The sequence below is a fragment of the Pseudomonas sp. GW821-FHT09C10 genome (assembly GCF_059418085.1).
Window position 1 is genome coordinate 443,453 of the sequence record NZ_JBWKPE010000003.1, and the last position, 16,983, is coordinate 460,435.

At 60.3% G+C, this 16,983-nt stretch carries 11 protein-coding genes; 4 read left to right on the forward strand and 7 right to left on the reverse strand.

Features of this window, described 5'->3' with window-relative positions; all coding sequences use genetic code 11:
• Positions 1 to 16: 16 nt before the first annotated feature.
• The 3 genes from AC07OT_RS09055 to treP all read right to left on the reverse strand — a co-directional run bounded on the left by AC07OT_RS09055 (position 17) and on the right by treP (position 4,471).
• Positions 17 to 1,237 carry a maltoporin gene (locus tag AC07OT_RS09055; protein WP_027605435.1) on the reverse strand — a complete coding sequence of 407 codons (1,221 nt, stop codon included), beginning with the start codon at positions 1,235 to 1,237 and terminating at the stop codon, positions 17 to 19.
• A 74-nt stretch (positions 1,238 to 1,311) separates the two neighbouring features.
• Positions 1,312 to 2,958, reverse strand: coding sequence for an alpha,alpha-phosphotrehalase (treC, locus tag AC07OT_RS09060; protein ID WP_495107913.1), 1,647 nt, complete (start codon positions 2,956 to 2,958; stop codon positions 1,312 to 1,314).
• A 70-nt stretch (positions 2,959 to 3,028) separates the two neighbouring features.
• Positions 3,029 to 4,471: a PTS system trehalose-specific EIIBC component gene (gene treP, locus AC07OT_RS09065; protein ID WP_495107914.1), complete on the reverse strand. Its 1,443-nt coding sequence runs from the start codon at positions 4,469 to 4,471 to the stop codon at positions 3,029 to 3,031.
• A 239-nt stretch (positions 4,472 to 4,710) separates the two neighbouring features.
• Between treP and treR the strand changes: the two genes are divergently transcribed.
• From treR to AC07OT_RS09085, 4 genes are all read left to right on the forward strand, one after another.
• A complete protein-coding gene (treR, locus tag AC07OT_RS09070) occupies positions 4,711 to 5,415 on the forward strand; it encodes a trehalose operon repressor (RefSeq protein ID WP_495107915.1) in 705 nt (234 codons plus the stop codon).
• Positions 5,416 to 5,480: 65 nt separating this feature from the next.
• The gene (locus AC07OT_RS09075) at positions 5,481 to 8,540 is read left to right on the forward strand and encodes a dermonecrotic toxin domain-containing protein (protein ID WP_495107916.1); all 3,060 of its coding nucleotides are present in this window, start codon (positions 5,481 to 5,483) and stop codon (positions 8,538 to 8,540) included.
• Positions 8,541 to 8,635: 95 nt separating this feature from the next.
• Positions 8,636 to 9,475, forward strand: coding sequence for an alpha/beta hydrolase (locus tag AC07OT_RS09080; protein ID WP_495107917.1), 840 nt, complete (start codon positions 8,636 to 8,638; stop codon positions 9,473 to 9,475).
• Between the two features lie 330 nt (positions 9,476 to 9,805).
• Positions 9,806 to 12,109 (forward strand): autotransporter family protein, encoded by a 2,304-nt coding sequence (locus AC07OT_RS09085; protein WP_495107918.1) that lies wholly within the window; start codon positions 9,806 to 9,808, stop codon positions 12,107 to 12,109.
• Positions 12,110 to 12,265: 156 nt separating this feature from the next.
• Here the strand turns inward: AC07OT_RS09085 and guaA are convergent, their stop codons facing one another.
• The 4 genes from guaA to AC07OT_RS09105 form a co-directional block, all read right to left on the reverse strand.
• Positions 12,266 to 13,843: a glutamine-hydrolyzing GMP synthase gene (guaA, locus tag AC07OT_RS09090; RefSeq protein ID WP_027605430.1), complete on the reverse strand. Its 1,578-nt coding sequence runs from the start codon at positions 13,841 to 13,843 to the stop codon at positions 12,266 to 12,268.
• An 81-nt stretch (positions 13,844 to 13,924) separates the two neighbouring features.
• Positions 13,925 to 15,394: an IMP dehydrogenase gene (guaB, locus tag AC07OT_RS09095; RefSeq protein WP_010207937.1), complete on the reverse strand. Its 1,470-nt coding sequence runs from the start codon at positions 15,392 to 15,394 to the stop codon at positions 13,925 to 13,927.
• 104 nt (positions 15,395 to 15,498) lie between these two features.
• Positions 15,499 to 16,047: a sugar ABC transporter ATPase gene (locus AC07OT_RS09100; RefSeq protein WP_141155945.1), complete on the reverse strand. Its 549-nt coding sequence runs from the start codon at positions 16,045 to 16,047 to the stop codon at positions 15,499 to 15,501.
• Between the two features lie 91 nt (positions 16,048 to 16,138).
• On the reverse strand, positions 16,139 to 16,906 hold the full coding sequence (locus AC07OT_RS09105) for a sulfite exporter TauE/SafE family protein (RefSeq protein ID WP_495107919.1): 768 nt from the start codon (positions 16,904 to 16,906) through the stop codon (positions 16,139 to 16,141).
• Positions 16,907 to 16,983 lie beyond the last annotated feature (77 nt).

The window sequence follows — 16,983 nt, forward strand, 5'->3', positions numbered from 1 at the left end:
CTATCCCGTGGATAACTTATTTCCACCAGTATTCAACCTGCACGCCCACATTCGACCCATGCCGCGCGGTGCCATAGGCGCCGGTGTCGGACAACGCCGAGCCCGCCGCCAGTTCATTCGCTGCACGCTTGGCCGCTTCGTTCCAGGTTGCATAGGTGTAGTACAACCGCACTTCCGGCCGCGCCCAGAAATCCGGGCCGTTGGGCGACCAGGTCGGGGCGAAGGTAAATTTGCTCAGCTTGCGCGTGCCGCCGGTGGCATCGACCTGATCATGCCCAAGCTCGGTGACCAACTTGAATTGTTCGCTGATCGCGTACGCAGGGCGCACGCCGATGGACATCCAGGTCTGGTCCTGGCTGCCGGGGCGAATATCCTTCTGGTACACCGCCTCGATCTGCCCACCAAAACGCGGGGTCACTTGCCAGTCGAAGAACTCCACGGCGCGATAACTTTTGCTGCTGTTATCCAGGAAGGTATTGCCGGTGTAGCCCAGGCCGGTGCCGGGGCCTTCGCCGTACTGCAAAGCGAATTTGTTCTTGCCGCCCAGGAAGGGTTTTTGCACATGCTGCGCGGTGAGCGCCCAGCCGCTGTGGGTGTCGCGCCCGCCGGCCTTTTCGATATGGCTCAAGCCCAGCTCCAGCTCGCCGCCGGGGTTGGTCTTGAAGCCCGCGACGTTGAAGTCGTGACGGGTGGCGTATTCCTTCTGGTACAGGTTGTCCTTGCGCGAAATGGCGTAGCTGTACTTGAGGTCGCCGATCAGCACGTCCTCGATACCGCCGCCGGTGGCGCTCTGGTTCCAGTAGTAGAAGTCGGAAATATGAATGTCATTGCGTTTGTAGTAACGCCGACCGGCCCACAGCGAACCGCCATTGAGGGCAGGCAGGTTCGACCACTGCGCATACATCTGCGGCATGCGCGCCGAGCCGTTGTCTTCGCCCTGGAATTTAAGAGCGCGGTCGTATTGGTTGTACAGCGATGCCATGGCGTCGACGCTGAGCACTGAGCCATCGTCGAGGGTCAGCAGGTCCTGACGCAGTTCCAGCTCGGCGTACTGCTCGCATTCGTTGCCCAGCCGGTATTTGGTTTGCGCCCCCGGCAACTGGAAACACTGCTGCTTGCCACTGCCTGTCGACGTCCCCGCGCCGCTGCGCAAGTAACCGGCAAATTCCAGGGCCTGCGCGCCGAATGGCAGGCTCAGGCAGGATGCAACGAGGCCCAGCTTTATTGTTGTTTTCATGAAGCACTCCGATATTTTTATTATGTTTTTTGAAGCACCCCGCGCTCTCCGTAGCAGCTGCGGGAGTTCCGGGTTCAGTCCTTCAGGTGCAGCACAAAGGATTCGTACGGGCGCAAAATCACCGTGGCCGTGCGTGGCGGGCAGTCGTGATAGTTGCTGATCAGCAGGCGTTGCTCGGTCGCTGCGCCGATCACGTCGCCAGGCAGTTGGATTTCACAGGGCTGGCCATAGAAGTTGTTCAGCACCAGCAGGCGCTCGCCGTGGCCTTCGCGCAGGTACGCCCAGACCTGCAAATGGTCTTGCAGCAGTTGGCGGTAAACCCCTTCTTGAATCAGCGGTTCGTGACGACGCAGGGCGATTAGCGCGCGGTAGTGATGCAGCACGGAGTCGGGATCGTCGCGCTGGTGTTCAACGTTGATCTGCGCGGCATTCGCCGGGAGGCCGATCCAGGGCTCGCCGGTGCTGAAACCCGCATTCGGCTGCGCGTTCCACTGCATGGGCGTACGGCCGTTGTCGCGGGATTTCTGCATGATCGCCGCCATGCTCGCCGCTTCGGATTCACCGGCATCGCGCTTGAGGCGGAAGATGTTCAGGGTCTCCACATCGCGGTACTGGTCGATGCTGTCGAAGCCCGGATTGGTCATGCCCAGTTCTTCGCCCTGGTACACGAACGGCGTGCCCTGGAGGAAGTGCAGCGCGGTGGCGAGCATCTTGGCCGAGACCACGCGATGCTCGCCGTCGTCACCAAACCGCGAGACCACCCGGGGTTGATCGTGGTTACACCAGAACAGCGCGTTCCAGCCGCCACCGGCCTGCATGCCCAGTTGCCAGTCGGAGAGGATCTGCTTGAGTTGCAGGAAGTCGAAGTCAGCCTTCACCCACTTCTGCAGGTTCGGGTAATCGACTTTCAGGTGATGAAAGTTGAAGGTCATCGACAGCTCTTTCGACTCTGGCCGCGAGTAGCGAATGCAATGCTCAAGGCTGGTGGACGACATCTCGCCGACGTTGATCAGGTCATGGCCTGCGAAGACTTCGCGGTGCATCTCCTGCAGGTATTCATGCACGTTCGGGCCGTCGGTGTAGAAGCGGCGGCCGTCGCTGTTGTCTTCGGGGAAATCGGCGGGCTTGGAGATCAGGTTGATCACGTCCAGGCGGAAACCGCCCACGCCCTTGTCACGCCAGAAGCGCATCAGCTTGAACACCTCGGCACGCACCTGGGGGTTGTCCCAATTGAGGTCGGCCTGGGTGTGGTCGAACAGGTGCAGGAAGTACTGGCCGGTTTGCGCCTCGTATTCCCAGGCCGACCCGCCGAACTTGGATTCCCAGTTGTTCGGCTGGTCGCGCCAGATGTAGAAGTCGCGGTAGGGGTTGTCGAGGCTGCTGCGCGCCTGCTGGAACCACTCATGCTCGATGGAGGTGTGGTTGACCACAATGTCGAGCATCAGCTTGATGCCACGCTTGGCCGCTTCGCTGATCAACAGGTCGCAGTCGGCCATGGTCCCGTAGCTGGGGTCGATGGCGTAGTAGTCGCTGATGTCGTAGCCGTTGTCGCGTTGCGGCGAGCGCAGGAACGGGGTGATCCACAAGCAATCCACGCCCAGCCATTGGAGGTAGTCGAGTTTGTCCACGATACCCAGCAGGTCACCGGTGGCGTTACCCGCGTGGCTGTGGAAGCTCTTGGGGTAGATCTGGTAGATCACCGAGTGTTGCCAGTCTTGCATGGTGGGTTCCTTCAGTAGAATTGTGAGCGCGGTCAAATGTGGGAGGGGGCTTGCCCCCGATAGCGGTCGATCAGGCGACGCGATAACCCGGCCGAACAATCTTCATGCTCAACGCACAGGTCAGAACAAACGGCACCACCATCGCGACCACCATCCCAATCACAAACATCGGAATGGCACTCGGCACGATCGAAATAAACCCAGGCAAGCCACCCACCCCAATGGCCGAGGCCTGCACCTTGTTCAGCGACAGGAAAATGCTGCCCAGCGCCGAGCCCACCAGGGCCGCATAAAACGGAAACTTGAAGCGCAGGTTCACCCCGAACATTGCCGGTTCCGTGATGCCGAAGTAGGCGGAAATCGCCGAGGTCGAAGCCATGCTTTTATCCCGCGCATTGCGGGTGGTGTAGAACACCGCGAGCGCGGCGCTGCCCTGGGCCAGGTTGGACATCACGATCATCGGCCAGATAAAGGTGCCGCCCTGGGTGGAGATCAGTTGCAGGTCCACGGCGAGGAACATGTGGTGCATGCCGGTGATCACCAGCGGCGCATACAGCAGGCCGAAAATCGCTCCGCCAACCATCGGCGCCAGGTCAAACAGGGTGACCACACCTTCGGTGATCAGGATGCCGAGGTGGCGGGTGACCGGGCCGATGATCGCCAACGCCAGCACGCCGGTGACGACGATGGTGGTGATCGGCACGACCAGCAATTGAATGGCGTTGGGCACGCGAGCGCGCAGCCATTTCTCGATGACGCTCATCACATACGCCGCCATCAGGATCGGCAGGATCTGCCCCTGGTAGCCGACTTTCTCGATCTTGAACCAACCGAAAATATCGAAGTAAGGCAGGCTCTGGCCGTCGAGCCCGGCGACCGCCTTGCCGTAGTTCCAGGCATTGAGCAGATCGGGATGCACCAGCATCAGGCCGAGCACGATGCCGAGGATTTCACTGCCGCCAAAGCGCTTGGCCGCCGACCAGCCCACCAACGCCGGCAGGAACACGAACGAGGTGTTGGCCATCAGGTTGATCAGGCTCCACAGGCCATCCAGGTTCGGATACGCCTCCAGCAGCGTCTGGCCCTCGATGAACATGCCCTTGGCGCCCATCAGGTTGTTCACGCCCATCAGCAGGCCGGCGATGATCAGCGCAGGCAGGATCGGCATGAACACATCGGAGAACACCCGTACCAGGCGCTGCATGGCGTTGGTCTTGTCGGCGCCCTTCTTCTTCACATCGGCGATGGTGGCGGCGGCGAGGCCGGTCTGTTCGCGCAGGGCGGCGTAGACCTTTTCCACTTCGCCGGGGCCGATCACCACCTGGAACAAACCGCCGGTGAAGAACGAGCCCTTGACCAGATCGACCTGGTTCAACGCGCTGCCGTTGACCAGGCTCGGATCCTTGAGCGCCAGGCGCAGGCGGGTCACGCAGTGGGCAGCTTGCTCAAGGTTGTCGCGGCCCCCGAGGTGCTCGAGGATCTCGCGGGCAATGTTGGAATAGTCGTGGCTCATGCTTGGTTTCCACTTTGATTTTTTTATTTGGGGGGCAGTCATTGGCAGCACGCCGAAGGCAAAAGTACTCGTACAGACGAGTTAAAGCAACAACTCGTCTGTACGAGTTTGATTTTGTTTACTCCCCGTAGGACACCGCTGCGCTGCAAGCCGCAGAAATCCTAGGGTCTAATGGACAAACCGCCGCTCTGCCTCTAAGGTTCCTGCCTTGAACGCCAACGCGGCACAGAGCCCTACCCATGAGCAAATACAACCAGATCTATACCGATCTGCTTGCCAGCATCACCACCGAACGCCTGCAACGCGGCACGCGCCTGCCTTCCGAAACCGAATTGATGGACAGCTACCAGGCCAGCCGAGGCACCGTGCGTCGCGCCATCGAGCAGTTGCAGGAGCGAGGGTTTGCGCAAAAGATCCACGGCAAGGGCACCTTCGTGCTCTCGCCCAACCCGATTGAGTTCCAACTCGGCGGCATCGTCAGCTTCCACGAAACCCACGCCGACCTGGGCGATGACGTACGCACCGAAGTGGTCGAATTCACCCATCTCCCCCTGGAAGGCCCGCTGTTGCAACACATCGAGGCCGAACCCGGCAGCCTCATCACACGCATCAAACGGGTACGGCGCATCGGCGGCAAACGGGTGATCCTCGACATCAACCACTTCGTCGCCGACCTGATCCCCGGCCTGGACCAGGCGATTGCCGAACAGTCGATCTACGCCTTCATCGAGCAGACCTTGCAACTGCAGATCAGCTACGCCCAGCGCACCATCGAAGCCCTGCCGCGCAGCAAGGACGACCAGACGCACCTGGACCTCGAAGGTCAGAGCCATGTGATCGTGGTGAGCAATCAGACGTTTTTGCAGGACGGGCGGCAGTTCGAGTACACCGAGTCGCGGCATACGTTGGATAAGTTTTACTTCTCCGATATCGCCAGGCGCTAACTATCTACCCAACGCCCGTCTAAACGGCTTGGCATGCTCGGCTCTTCCCCCTTAAGGAGAGCAGCATGCCGCTTGCCGACACCTCCCCCGCCGCTCAGCAACAACTCAGGGCCCTGGCGCCCATCGTGCTGGATGCGTGCCCGAACATGCAGAGGATGGCCATCGAGGCCGCCCGCGAGATTCTCGCAAAATACGATCTGGCGAACCTGGATCCCGATCACGTGTACTGGCACCGCTTCAACGGCGGCGTCGGTGACCCGGCGACGTTTACGGGCTGGAGCCACAACGAAAAACCCCAGGCGTCGATGACGCTGACGCAGTTGGTCATTCACCGCTTCGAGGTACATGACCAGGACAATGCCGACCTGCTCGACGGTGATGGTGGCTTTTATCGCGAGGGTGCCGAGGCGCGGTTATTCGATCAGCATAACGAAGTGCCGCTGTCCGCCAGTACGGTGCTCAAGGACTTCTGGGCGATCAATTTCAGCGATCGCTACACCACGCGCATGGATGCATTCTGGAGCGCTCACTTCGATGATTTTCGCACCCTGGCCAAAGTCAACTGCCTGGCCGAGGCCCTGCAAGCACAACAGGCCGGGCATCTCAGCAAGTCGCAGTTGCAGACGGTGATTCGAGCCCTGGCCAGCAATCTGTGCTGGCCCCCAACCCTGTCCAACCTGCAAGCCAAGGCCACTTCAGCCGGCGGACTGCGTGTGGCGGCGCTGGATATTGGTGGACATACCGCCACGGATATCCTGCGCATCGTCGACGGCGATGGCCGGCAAATTCTCTACGTTCCGGGTGAGTCCCAGGCCTTCCACTGTTTCGAGACCGCAGCTGACCTGCATTTCTGGCTGCTGAACCAGACCAGCCACCCGGATAATCGCGCACGCTTCATGGCTCACTTTCCACTGTCGGCCCAGGTGCAGCAGGACGACACCGATGCCGTGACGTGGAAACAGATGCTGCTCACCCCCGTGCTGATCTATCGCACCGCCCAGGCCCTGGCGGGTACCCTGCCGCCGGACTGGGTGGACAAGGGCCTGTCCCACCAACTCGACCAGTTGTTTGTCGACTGGGGCACCTGGGACCACCGCCTGATCAATCAAGCCGACCAGACCATCGAGGACGATGCCTTTACCTGGCTGGCGCAATCGAGTCAGACGCGCATGCGCAACGACGCGGATTTTTCCCTGCGCAGCAATGGCGACCTGCGCAAGAAACTCTGGATTGGCTACCTCAACGCCTTTGGCAAAACCTTCGGCCCGATGGCCGTGGTCGGTTGGCCGGTGGCGTTGGTGGTCGTGGGGGCCAGTGCGGCAAATCTTGGCCTGAACATCGACCAGGCCATCAACGGCAAGACCCCGGCCGAACGCCACGCCGGGGAGCTGGGCGCGGTATTCAGTGCCATCGATACGCTGTTTAACCTGGCACTGTTGAAAGCCGACGGGGTCATGCCCGATATCGCCGAAGCAGCCGACACCCTCGCAACGGAGCCCATTGAGCTGACGCCGCCCACAGCGCCCACCAGCGCACCGTCGGTGCCTGAGCCTGCGGTACCTGCCACCTACCAGGCCAACCTGATACTGGAAGGAGAGCACCTGGATACCGCCCCCGGAAAATTCCAGCAGGTCTATAGCCTGCGGACCTCCGACGGCATGCCTCAGCAAGCCATCCTGATGAACGACCAAGCCTATTACGTGCGCTACGAAGCCGACCCCAACGGCCGTGGGCATTGGGCGATTGTCGACCCGAACAACCCCCATGGCTTTTCCGGCGCGCTGCCGGTGCGCCTGAACGAACTCAACGAATGGGAACCTGTGCCCCACGGCAACGGTTTGAAAGGCGGCGGGGGAAACTCCAGCAAAAGCGCCCGGAGGCCGGCCCCCTCGCAGGTTCCGCCACCGCCACAAGCGATGACCACGCCACCCCACTCGCTGCGCAGGGTGACCAGCCCCTTCGATACCCCGCCATCCACCCGCCCGGAAGTGAAACGCTGGGCAATGGGCCTCAATGAAACCCATGTTCACAGCCGCTTCGGCCGCATTGACCGCTTCACCTACTACTTCGGCGAAACTCAGCGCAAACTGCTGCAATCAGCACAAGACTTCTACAAGGAACTGTCCTGGACCCGCCTGCCACCTCGTCAGGACATCCCCGCCTTTGAACCGACAACGGCCTTCGAAGAAGTCCTCGAACGCCTGCCCGAAGACCTACCGGGCTACGTCATCGGCGAAACCCTGGACCGCATCACCAGCACCCGCCTGGTGATCAACAACATGCCGCTCTTCGCGCGCAAGGGCGTGAAAACCTTGTATGTGCGGCGCCTGCTCAACGACTTCGCCCAGGATGATCTGAACCACTACTTCCAGACCGGCGAGATGCCGGAGGACCTGGAAAGCTACCTTGGCAAGCTGGGCACCGATCCATCCGGGCGGTTCAACGAACTGGAACTGGTCAAGACCGCCAGGGCCAATGGCATACGCGTGCAGGCTATCGACTGCGCAGCCCATTACAAATACCCCACCCCTATCGCCGATCTTTCAGAGCAGGTGATGAGCAATTACCTCGCCCACATCCTTGTTCAAGCCGACAGAGCGCTGAACGGCGGCGGTAAATGGCTGGTACTGACCGGCGCCAGAAACATCAACACCTTCAATGGGTTCGCCGGTCTCAGTGAACTGGAAGGAGGTATCGGGCTGCGTATAGAAGAGGTCTTTCCGGGGCAAGGCAACGAGGTGCGTATCGACCCCGGCATCGCCATTGATCGCGACAGCGCCCCCAGTCATGAAAGCATCGGTGACAGCTTCGACACCTTGCATGCCGACCTGCGCGTACAAGTGGAAGCACCGCCGGTGCACAGGACATTGGAGCAACAGCAGAGGCTGCTGTTTCGCAAGGGCATGTACCTGATCGACGAAAACCAGGGCAACTACACCCTGCGGCACCACAGCAGAGACAGGGGCATCGTTGCGACCGCCATCAATCGGCTGGCCGACGGCAGCTTTTACATCGACCGCCCGGCCTGGGCAGGCGTGCATGACATACGGTTCCCCACGCTGGAACAGCTGTCCAGCGCCCTTACCAATATGGGCATGAGTTTGCAAAGTCGGCTTCCTGCCTGACAGGCAATAAAAAACCTGGCCGAGGCCAGGTTTTTTACTCACTCTAGCGGAGGATGTCGACGCCCCCGCCATCAGACTCAGACTTTGCCTTTCCTATGAATAAACACTTTCCCTGTCGTCGGACATTGGCCTGCCTCTATAAAGCCTGGATGGTGATGGTCAGCGCGCTTCTCATCGCCTGCCAATCGCCGCGCGAGGCACTGCAACAACTGGCTGAAGAGCATGGACGACAATTGGAAGTCCTGCCGGGACACGCCTTCCCCCTCTTCATACTTGCGCCGCGCACGGCAGAAAAGATGACTCGCCTGCGTGTCTACCTGGAAGGCGATGGCCATTCCTGGGCGACGGCCACTCAACCCAGCCTGGATCCGAGCCCGCACAATCTGTTAGTGCCACGGCTGGCGGTCGATGATCCGACACCGAATGCGTACCTGGCACGCCCCTGCCAGTTCGTCATGACCGCAGCCTGTCAGCCAGCACTCTGGACCAACCGACGATTTTCCCAGGAAGTGGTCACCCGCCTCAGCCAGGCGTTGGACCAACTAAAACAGCGATATGGCAATAGTGAGTTCGAACTGGTGGGGTATTCAGGTGGTGCCGCTCTCGCATTATTGTTAGCGGCGCAGCGCAATGATGTTACCCAGGTGCAGACCCTTGCTGGCAATCTCAGTCCACGCCTGTGGGCGACGATGAAAGGGCTGTCACCGCTCGACGGCTCACTGGATCCGTTGGACTACCGTGATCGACTCGCCTTAGTACCCCAGCGTCATCTCGTCGGAGAAGCAGACCTGATTATTCCAACTGGTTTAGCTGACAGGTACCAACAGGTGCTTGGCTCGCCCCTCTCCCAATGCATCCATGTACCAGGGGTGAGCCATGATAGGGGGTGGGAAGTGATATGGAGCCAATGGGTTAAAACTCCTTTGGCACATTAGAATCCTGAAATTCAGGGTGGGCAGGTCCGTTTAAAAACATCCAAATATTCTCCCCACCTAGTGCCTGATCCGGACGCGGCCGCAACGACGCCCCCAAAGTTTCTTTTATTGCTGAATACCTCCAAAAATCTTCAAAAAACATCTGTAGCGTCGCATTTTTTAGCTTTTTTTTCGCCACTGCGTCTTTTTATGATGAATTGTCCTACAAGCATCGTGTAAATTCGCACGCGCTTGAATCAGCAATTCACTGACAAGCTGGCAGGGAAGCCAAAAAAAGACGCTGACGCGTAGGTGCTCCCCTGTCAGTTTCTGCCCTGTAAGGATACTGCCTTGAACATTTCCCACCTGCGCCGCTCGTTGTTGGCGCTGTCCGTCGCGGCTGCCACTGCCACGGCCCATGCTGCACCCGCACCCGACCTTAACTACGACCTGAGCACAGGGGCATACAGCAGCTCCGATGAGGTTTTCAATAACGCCACCTTCACCGGGACGTCGCAAAACGCAGGTGTAAATCTGATGAATGTGACCCTGGCGGGCAACTTGGTCAACCAGGGCAAAATCAACCTGACGGCTGCGACCCCCACCGACTTCCCGTCCGGTATCGCCATGACCCTCAATTCCAACGTCGGTGGCGACTTGGTAAATAATGGCGACATTACGGTGAACGGCAACGCCGGCGTCGGGCTGGACCTGTATCTGGCAAAGATCGCTGGTGAAGTGAACAACAACGGCAACATCACTGTGACTGGCAAAAATGCCGAAGGCATGCTGATCACCTCGACCCAGGCGCGCATCAATAACTCGGGCACTATCACCGCGCGTGGCATCGACTCTGTGGGTATCGACATAGAGAAAGCACGCTTTACCGGCCAGATGGCAGGCGCTCCCTTCAAGAGTGATATCAACAACAGCGGGACTATCTCCGCTGACGGGGTCGGTATCCGCTTTCGCAGCCTCGACACCTCCGGCGGTTTCGACATGCTCTCCATCAGGCAGACAGGTGGCCTCATCGAAGGCGGCACCGCAGCCATTATGGTGGACGACAATGCCTCCCCTTCGTATTTCTACTGGCAGGGTGGTCAGGTCAAGGGTGACCTGCTGGGCCTGAGTGGTGTGCTGGTGCGAGGGGACGCGATGTTCGATGGCTCGACCATCCGCGCCGGTTACGTCGATATCGACGGTGGCCGCCTGACTCTGCTTCGCCCGCAGACCACGATTGTGGGCGACCTCGACATGGACAGCGACACTGCGCGCCTGCGCCTGCTGCTGGATAACAACACGCAGCCCAACACGCCGATCCTGAAAGTCACCGGCAATACCTTCTTCTCTCCAGGCAGCCAGGTCGAACTGCAGGCTCGCTCCGACGACTTCCGCACGTCGGCCCAGGGCACCCGCTACACCCTCATTAACTCTGGCACTTGGGAAGACCCGCAGAACCTGTCCGTGGTTTCCTCCTCAGCGCTGCTTGAAGTGAGGAACTTCGGCATCGAAGGCCAGGACGTGAAAGCACTGGTTGCCACTCGCAGTGATGAGGTGATCACACAAGACCTGCTGGGTGCCCGTGGTTCGCGCAATGCGGTGAACGCCATCACGCCGCTCAAGAACACGGCCCTGGGCCAGATGGACGAAAACGACCCGGTATTCCAGCGTTTCGCCAGCGCCGCCACCAGTGAAGAGCTGGCCAAGCTTGCCGAAACCCTGGCCCCGGACGTCAGCCGTGGGGCGATCAACGCCGCTACCAACAGCCAGAACCTGGTCGCAAGTGCCATCAACCGCCGCGCCAGCAAAGCACGTAGCGGCCTGTCCTCCGGTGACGTCCTGGCAGAACAAGGCGTATGGCTGCAAGCGCTGTCCAGCGATGCCAACCAGGACAGCCGCCACGGTGTCGACGGCTACGACGCCAACACCAACGGCATCGCCGTGGGTGCCGACGGCAAACTCAACACCGATACCACCGTGGGCTTGGCTTACAGCTACCTGACCAGCGACGTCAAATCCGACCTGGGCAACAAAACCGACGTCAGCGGCCATGCACTGACCCTGTATGGCAACTGGGCCCGTGACAACTTCTTCGTCGACACCTCGCTGATGTATGTCTGGAACGACAACGAGTCCAAACGCTACATCGCCGGCACCCGCGCCAAGGCCGAGTACGACAGCGAGACCTTCGGCGTCAACGCACTGGCAGGCTACACGTTCCAGCTCGACAAGCAGTGGCTGCTGGAACCACAGGTCGGTGCGCGCTATGCCAACGTATCGATTGATTCGTACCGTGAAAAAGGCAGCTCAGCCGCCCTCAACGTCGGCAGCCAGCGTTATGAAATCGGCGAAATGGGCCTGGGCGCTCGCCTGGCGGCCGCCTTTGACGTAGGCGTGGGCAGCCTGGAACCGGAAGCCAAGCTGATGGCCTGGCACGATTTCATCGGCGACAAGGCCGGTACCACCTCCACCTTCGTGCTCGGCGGCACCCCGTTCACCACCACCGGTGCGACACCCGCGCGCGACAGCTACGAGCTGGGACTGGGCGCGAACTACCGCGTGGGCGCGTGGAGCGTGGGAGGGATGTACAACTACCTGACCAGCAGCGGTTTCGACGCCGACACCTTCACTGCGAACGTGCGTTACGACTTCTGATTAACGTGTTCGTCTGAAACAACAAAGCCCGCCAATGCGGGCTTTGTTGTTTGAGACGAGACCCGCACCACGCACCATGAACCGAGCCATTGATGACGTGGAAAAATCGCAGCCACCTGATTTTTTACCTATGAATCAGGTGGTTGCGGATCAGCCTTACTCCCACTCAATCGTCGCCGGCGGCTTGCTCGACACGTCATAAGTAACGCGCGAAATACCTTCGATCTCATTGATGATACGGCCGCTGACAGTCTCCAGCAGTTCGTACGGCAGGTGTGCCCAACGGGCGGTCATGAAGTCGATGGTTTCTACCGCACGCAGGGCCACAACCCAGGCGTAACGACGGCCATCGCCTACAACGCCTACGGACTTAACCGGCTGGAACACCACGAACGCCTGGCTGACCTTGTGGTACCAGTCGGCCTTGCGCAGTTCTTCGATGAAGATGTGGTCGGCACGACGCAGCAGGTCGGCGTATTCCTTCTTCACTTCACCGAGGATGCGCACGCCCAGGCCCGGGCCTGGGAATGGGTGGCGGTAGACCATGTCGTACGGCAGGCCGAGTTCCAGGCCCAGACGACGGACTTCGTCCTTGAACAGTTCGCGCAGCGGTTCTACCAGCTTGAGGTTCATTTCCTCAGGCAGGCCACCCACGTTGTGGTGGGACTTGATCACGTGGGCCTTGCCGCTCTTGGCGCCGGCCGACTCGATCACATCGGGGTAGATGGTGCCTTGGGCGAGGTATTTGATGTTGTCCAGCTTGTTGGACTGGGCATCGAATACGTCGATGAAAGTGCGGCCGATGATCTTGCGCTTCTTCTCCGGGTCGGACTCGCCGGCCAGGTTGTTCAAGAACTGCTCTTCGGCGTTGGCGCGGATCACCTTGACGCCCATGTTCTCGGCGAACATGGCCATCACTTGCTCACCTTCGTGCAGACGCAGCAGGCCGTTGTCGACGAACACGCAGGTCAGTTGGTCGCCGATGGCCTTGTGCAGCAGCGCAGCAACCACGGAGGAGTCAACGCCGCCGGACAGGCCGAGCAGCACGTTGTCGGTGCCGACCTGGGCGCGCACGTTGGCGATCGCGTCTTCAGCGATTTTCGACGGGGTCCACAGGGCTTCACACTCGCAGATGTCGAGGATGAAGCGCGACAGGATGCGCCCGCCTTGCTTGGTGTGGGTCACTTCCGGGTGGAACTGCACGCCGTAGTAGCGACGCTCGTCGCTGAACATGCCGGCGATCGGGCAGCTCGGGGTGCTGGCCAGGATGTGGAAGTCTTCCGGCATCCTGGTGACCTTGTCACCGTGGCTCATCCACACGTCGAGGCCGAACAGGCCGTCGGCGTCGATGTGGTCTTCGATGCCGTCCAGCAGGCGGCTCTTGCCGACCACGTCGACACGGGCATAACCGAATTCACGCAGCTCGGAACCTTCAACCTTGCCGCCCAGTTGCTCGGCCATGGTCTGCATGCCGTAGCAGATACCAAAGACAGGAACACCCAGGTCGAACACGGCTTGCGGGCAACGCGGGCTGTTGGCTTCGTGCACGGACTCGGGGCCACCGGCGAGGATGACGCCTTTCGGTGCGAATTCGCGGATCGCTTCGTCATCCATGTCGAACGGGTGCAGTTCGCAGTACACGCCGATTTCACGCACGCGGCGGGCGATCAGCTGGGTGTACTGGGAACCGAAGTCGAGGATCAGGATGCGGTGGGCGTGAATGTCGAGGGCCATGAAGTCAGTCTCGTCTAATGAATCAGAAACAACTCGGGGCTGAAAGAACAGCCCCGGTTACTTAACGTTTTGCTGGAAGCTTCAACCTACGCGGTAGTTTGGCGCTTCCTTGGTGATCTGCACGTCGTGGACATGGGATTCAGCCATGCCGGCGCCGGTGATCCGTACGAACTCTGGCTTGGTGCGCATTTCTTCGATGTCGGCGCTGCCGGTGTAGCCCATCGAGGAGCGCAGGCCACCCATCAGTTGATGGATGATGGCGCTCAGGGTGCCCTTGTACGGCACACGGCCTTCGATGCCTTCCGGTACGAGCTTCTCGGCGCCTGCCGAAGAGTCCTGGAAGTAACGGTCGGAAGAGCCTTGCGCCTGGGACATGGCGCCCAGCGAACCCATGCCGCGGTAAGCCTTGTAGGAACGGCCCTGGAACAGTTCGATCTCGCCCGGCGCTTCTTCGGTACCGGCGAACATCGAGCCCATCATTACGCAGGAAGCACCGGCAACGATGGCCTTGGACAGGTCACCGGAGAAACGAATGCCGCCGTCGGCGATCAACGGTACGCCAGTGCCTTCAAGGGCAGCGGCGACGTTGGCGATGGCGCTGATTTGCGGCACGCCCACACCGGCGACGATACGCGTGGTGCAGATAGAGCCAGGGCCGATACCGACCTTGACCGCATCGGCACCGGCTTCGGCCAGGGCCTTGGCGGCCGCGCCGGTGGCAATGTTGCCGCCGATCACCTGCACCTCAGGGAAGTTCTGCTTGACCCAGCGAACGCGGTCGATCACGCCTTTGGAGTGACCGTGGGCGGTGTCGACCACCACCACGTCAACACCGGCAGCCACCAGGGCCGAAACGCGATCACCGGTGTCTTTGCCGGTACCGACGGCAGCGCCGACGCGCAGACGACCTTGGTCATCCTTGCTGGCCAGCGGGTAAGCCTTGGCTTTTTCGATGTCGTTGACGGTCATCATGCCCTTGAGGGCGAATTTGTCGTCGACGATCAGCACGCGCTCGATACGGTGCTTGTGCAGCAGTTCGCGCACGTCGTTCTTGTCGGCGCCTTCCTTGACAGTCACGAGGCGCTCTTTAGGCGTCATCACTTCGCGGACGGTGACTTCAAGACGGTTCTCGAAACGCACGTCACGGGAAGTGACGATGCCGACCAGGTCGCCATCGTGCAGTACCGGAACGCCGGAGATGTTGTGCAGGCGAGTCAGGTCGAACAGGTCACGCACGGTAGCGTCGGCTTCGATGGTGATCGGATCCTTCACCACACCGGCTTCGTAACGCTTGACCTTGCGCACTTCGGCAGCTTGCTGCTCGATGGTCATGTTCTTGTGGATGATGCCGATGCCGCCTTCCTGAGCCATGGCGATTGCCAAACGGGCTTCGGTGACGGTGTCCATGGCAGCGGAAACCAGGGGAATATTCAGCTCGATGCCACGGGTTAGGCGGGTCTTGAGACTGACTTCGTTAGGAAGCACCTCGGAATAACCGGGCACTAGGAGAATGTCGTCGAATGTCAGAGCTTCTTGGCTGATACGCAGCATCGCGGGGGCTCCCGAGCGGGAAAATGGAAGCGCGCCATTATACTCAGACACCCCCCAGGTCTCAATGTAAAACTCTGACATATTTGGGAATAGTGATAGAAGGACTACAGCTCGACTTTGACCCAGCTGATCTTCTGGTCCAGCCAATCGGCGAATTCGTCGATAAAGCTCTGCTTGAACCCCGCCTCCGCCCAGTTGTTGAAGATGAATCCCAGGTTGGAAAACCCGCACGCCTGCAGGAACAGGAAACCGTTGATGTCATCTTCATGCCCACACAGCGGGCAGGTGAAGTTGTCGGTGTGGCCGGGCATCCAGTCCTCCAGGCTTTCGAACAGCGCCTCGCCGACTTCCTTGAGGCATTCCGGGCAGCCGGCTTCTTCGAGAAAGCCCTTGGCCGGGGTATAGATGCAGCGCTTGTAGATGATCTCCAGGCCATTGATCGGCTCGTTGAACGGCAGCGCCTCGGGGTGCAGCACAACGGCGCGGGCGCCGTCGGCCAGGGCATAGGCCATGCGGTTGCCGGTGCGGCCACAGGTGGTCAGTTCTTCCTTGATGATGTTCTTGCGCACCAGCCACCGCACGATCGCCCGGGCGCGGGGTTCGTGGACGGGCAAGGTGGAGATTTTCGGGACAAGGATGCTTTGGGAATTCATGGGGGACCTGCGGCGTGGCTTCTGGCCTCATCGCGGACAAGCCCGCGATGAGGCCCGGGAGGACGGCAGCTTAATCCCTGAAGAAATCAGGTCAAGTGCTCAAGTACCGCCCAATCAACGCAATGCCACTGGCCAGCACCAACCACGTCACCAGCCGGACGAAGGCCTCACGGGACATGCGCATGGTCAGCCTGCGCCCACACCACAGCCCCAGGGCCATCGCCGGCAGCAGGCACAGCGCCAACATCAGCAGCGGCCAGTCAGCATACACCCCGGCGATCAGGAACAGGCTCAAGCGCACCACCGTGCTGCAGCTGATCAACGCGCTTTGGGTGGCGCGCGCCGCGTCCTTGGGCAAGCGGCTGTTGAGGTAGATTGCATATAAAAAGCCACCACTGCCGAACAACGCACCGAACAACCCGCCTACGGTGCCCATGGGGATCGACCAGCCAGCGGCCAGCTGCGTTGGCCGGGTTTTCACCGCCAGGCTGTAGATCGCATAGGCGCTGATAAACAGCCCCATCAGCAGCAGCAACAGGTCCGAATGCAGGTTGAGCAGAAACACCACGCCCAGGGTGCAGCCGATGGCCATGCACGGCAGCAGGCGCAGCAACTCAGCCTTGTTCACGTCACGCCGCGTTTGCAGCAGGCCGCCGAAGGCAGCGACGAAATCCAGCAGCACCAACAGCGGGATGATCTTCGACAGTGGCATAAACACAAGTAGGATCGGCCCCGCCACCAGCGCCGTACCGAAGCCAGCGATGCCAAATACGATATAGGCCACGACGATGCCCAGGCCGATCACCAGCCAATCCACACCACCAAATGACCACTGACTCATCAGCTCAACCGGGCTCATGGGGAATTCCTTATTGAAGATGACCATCACTTTAGCCATCGGTGAGGGATGCGACTAATATCTTCAAAGCCCTCCAC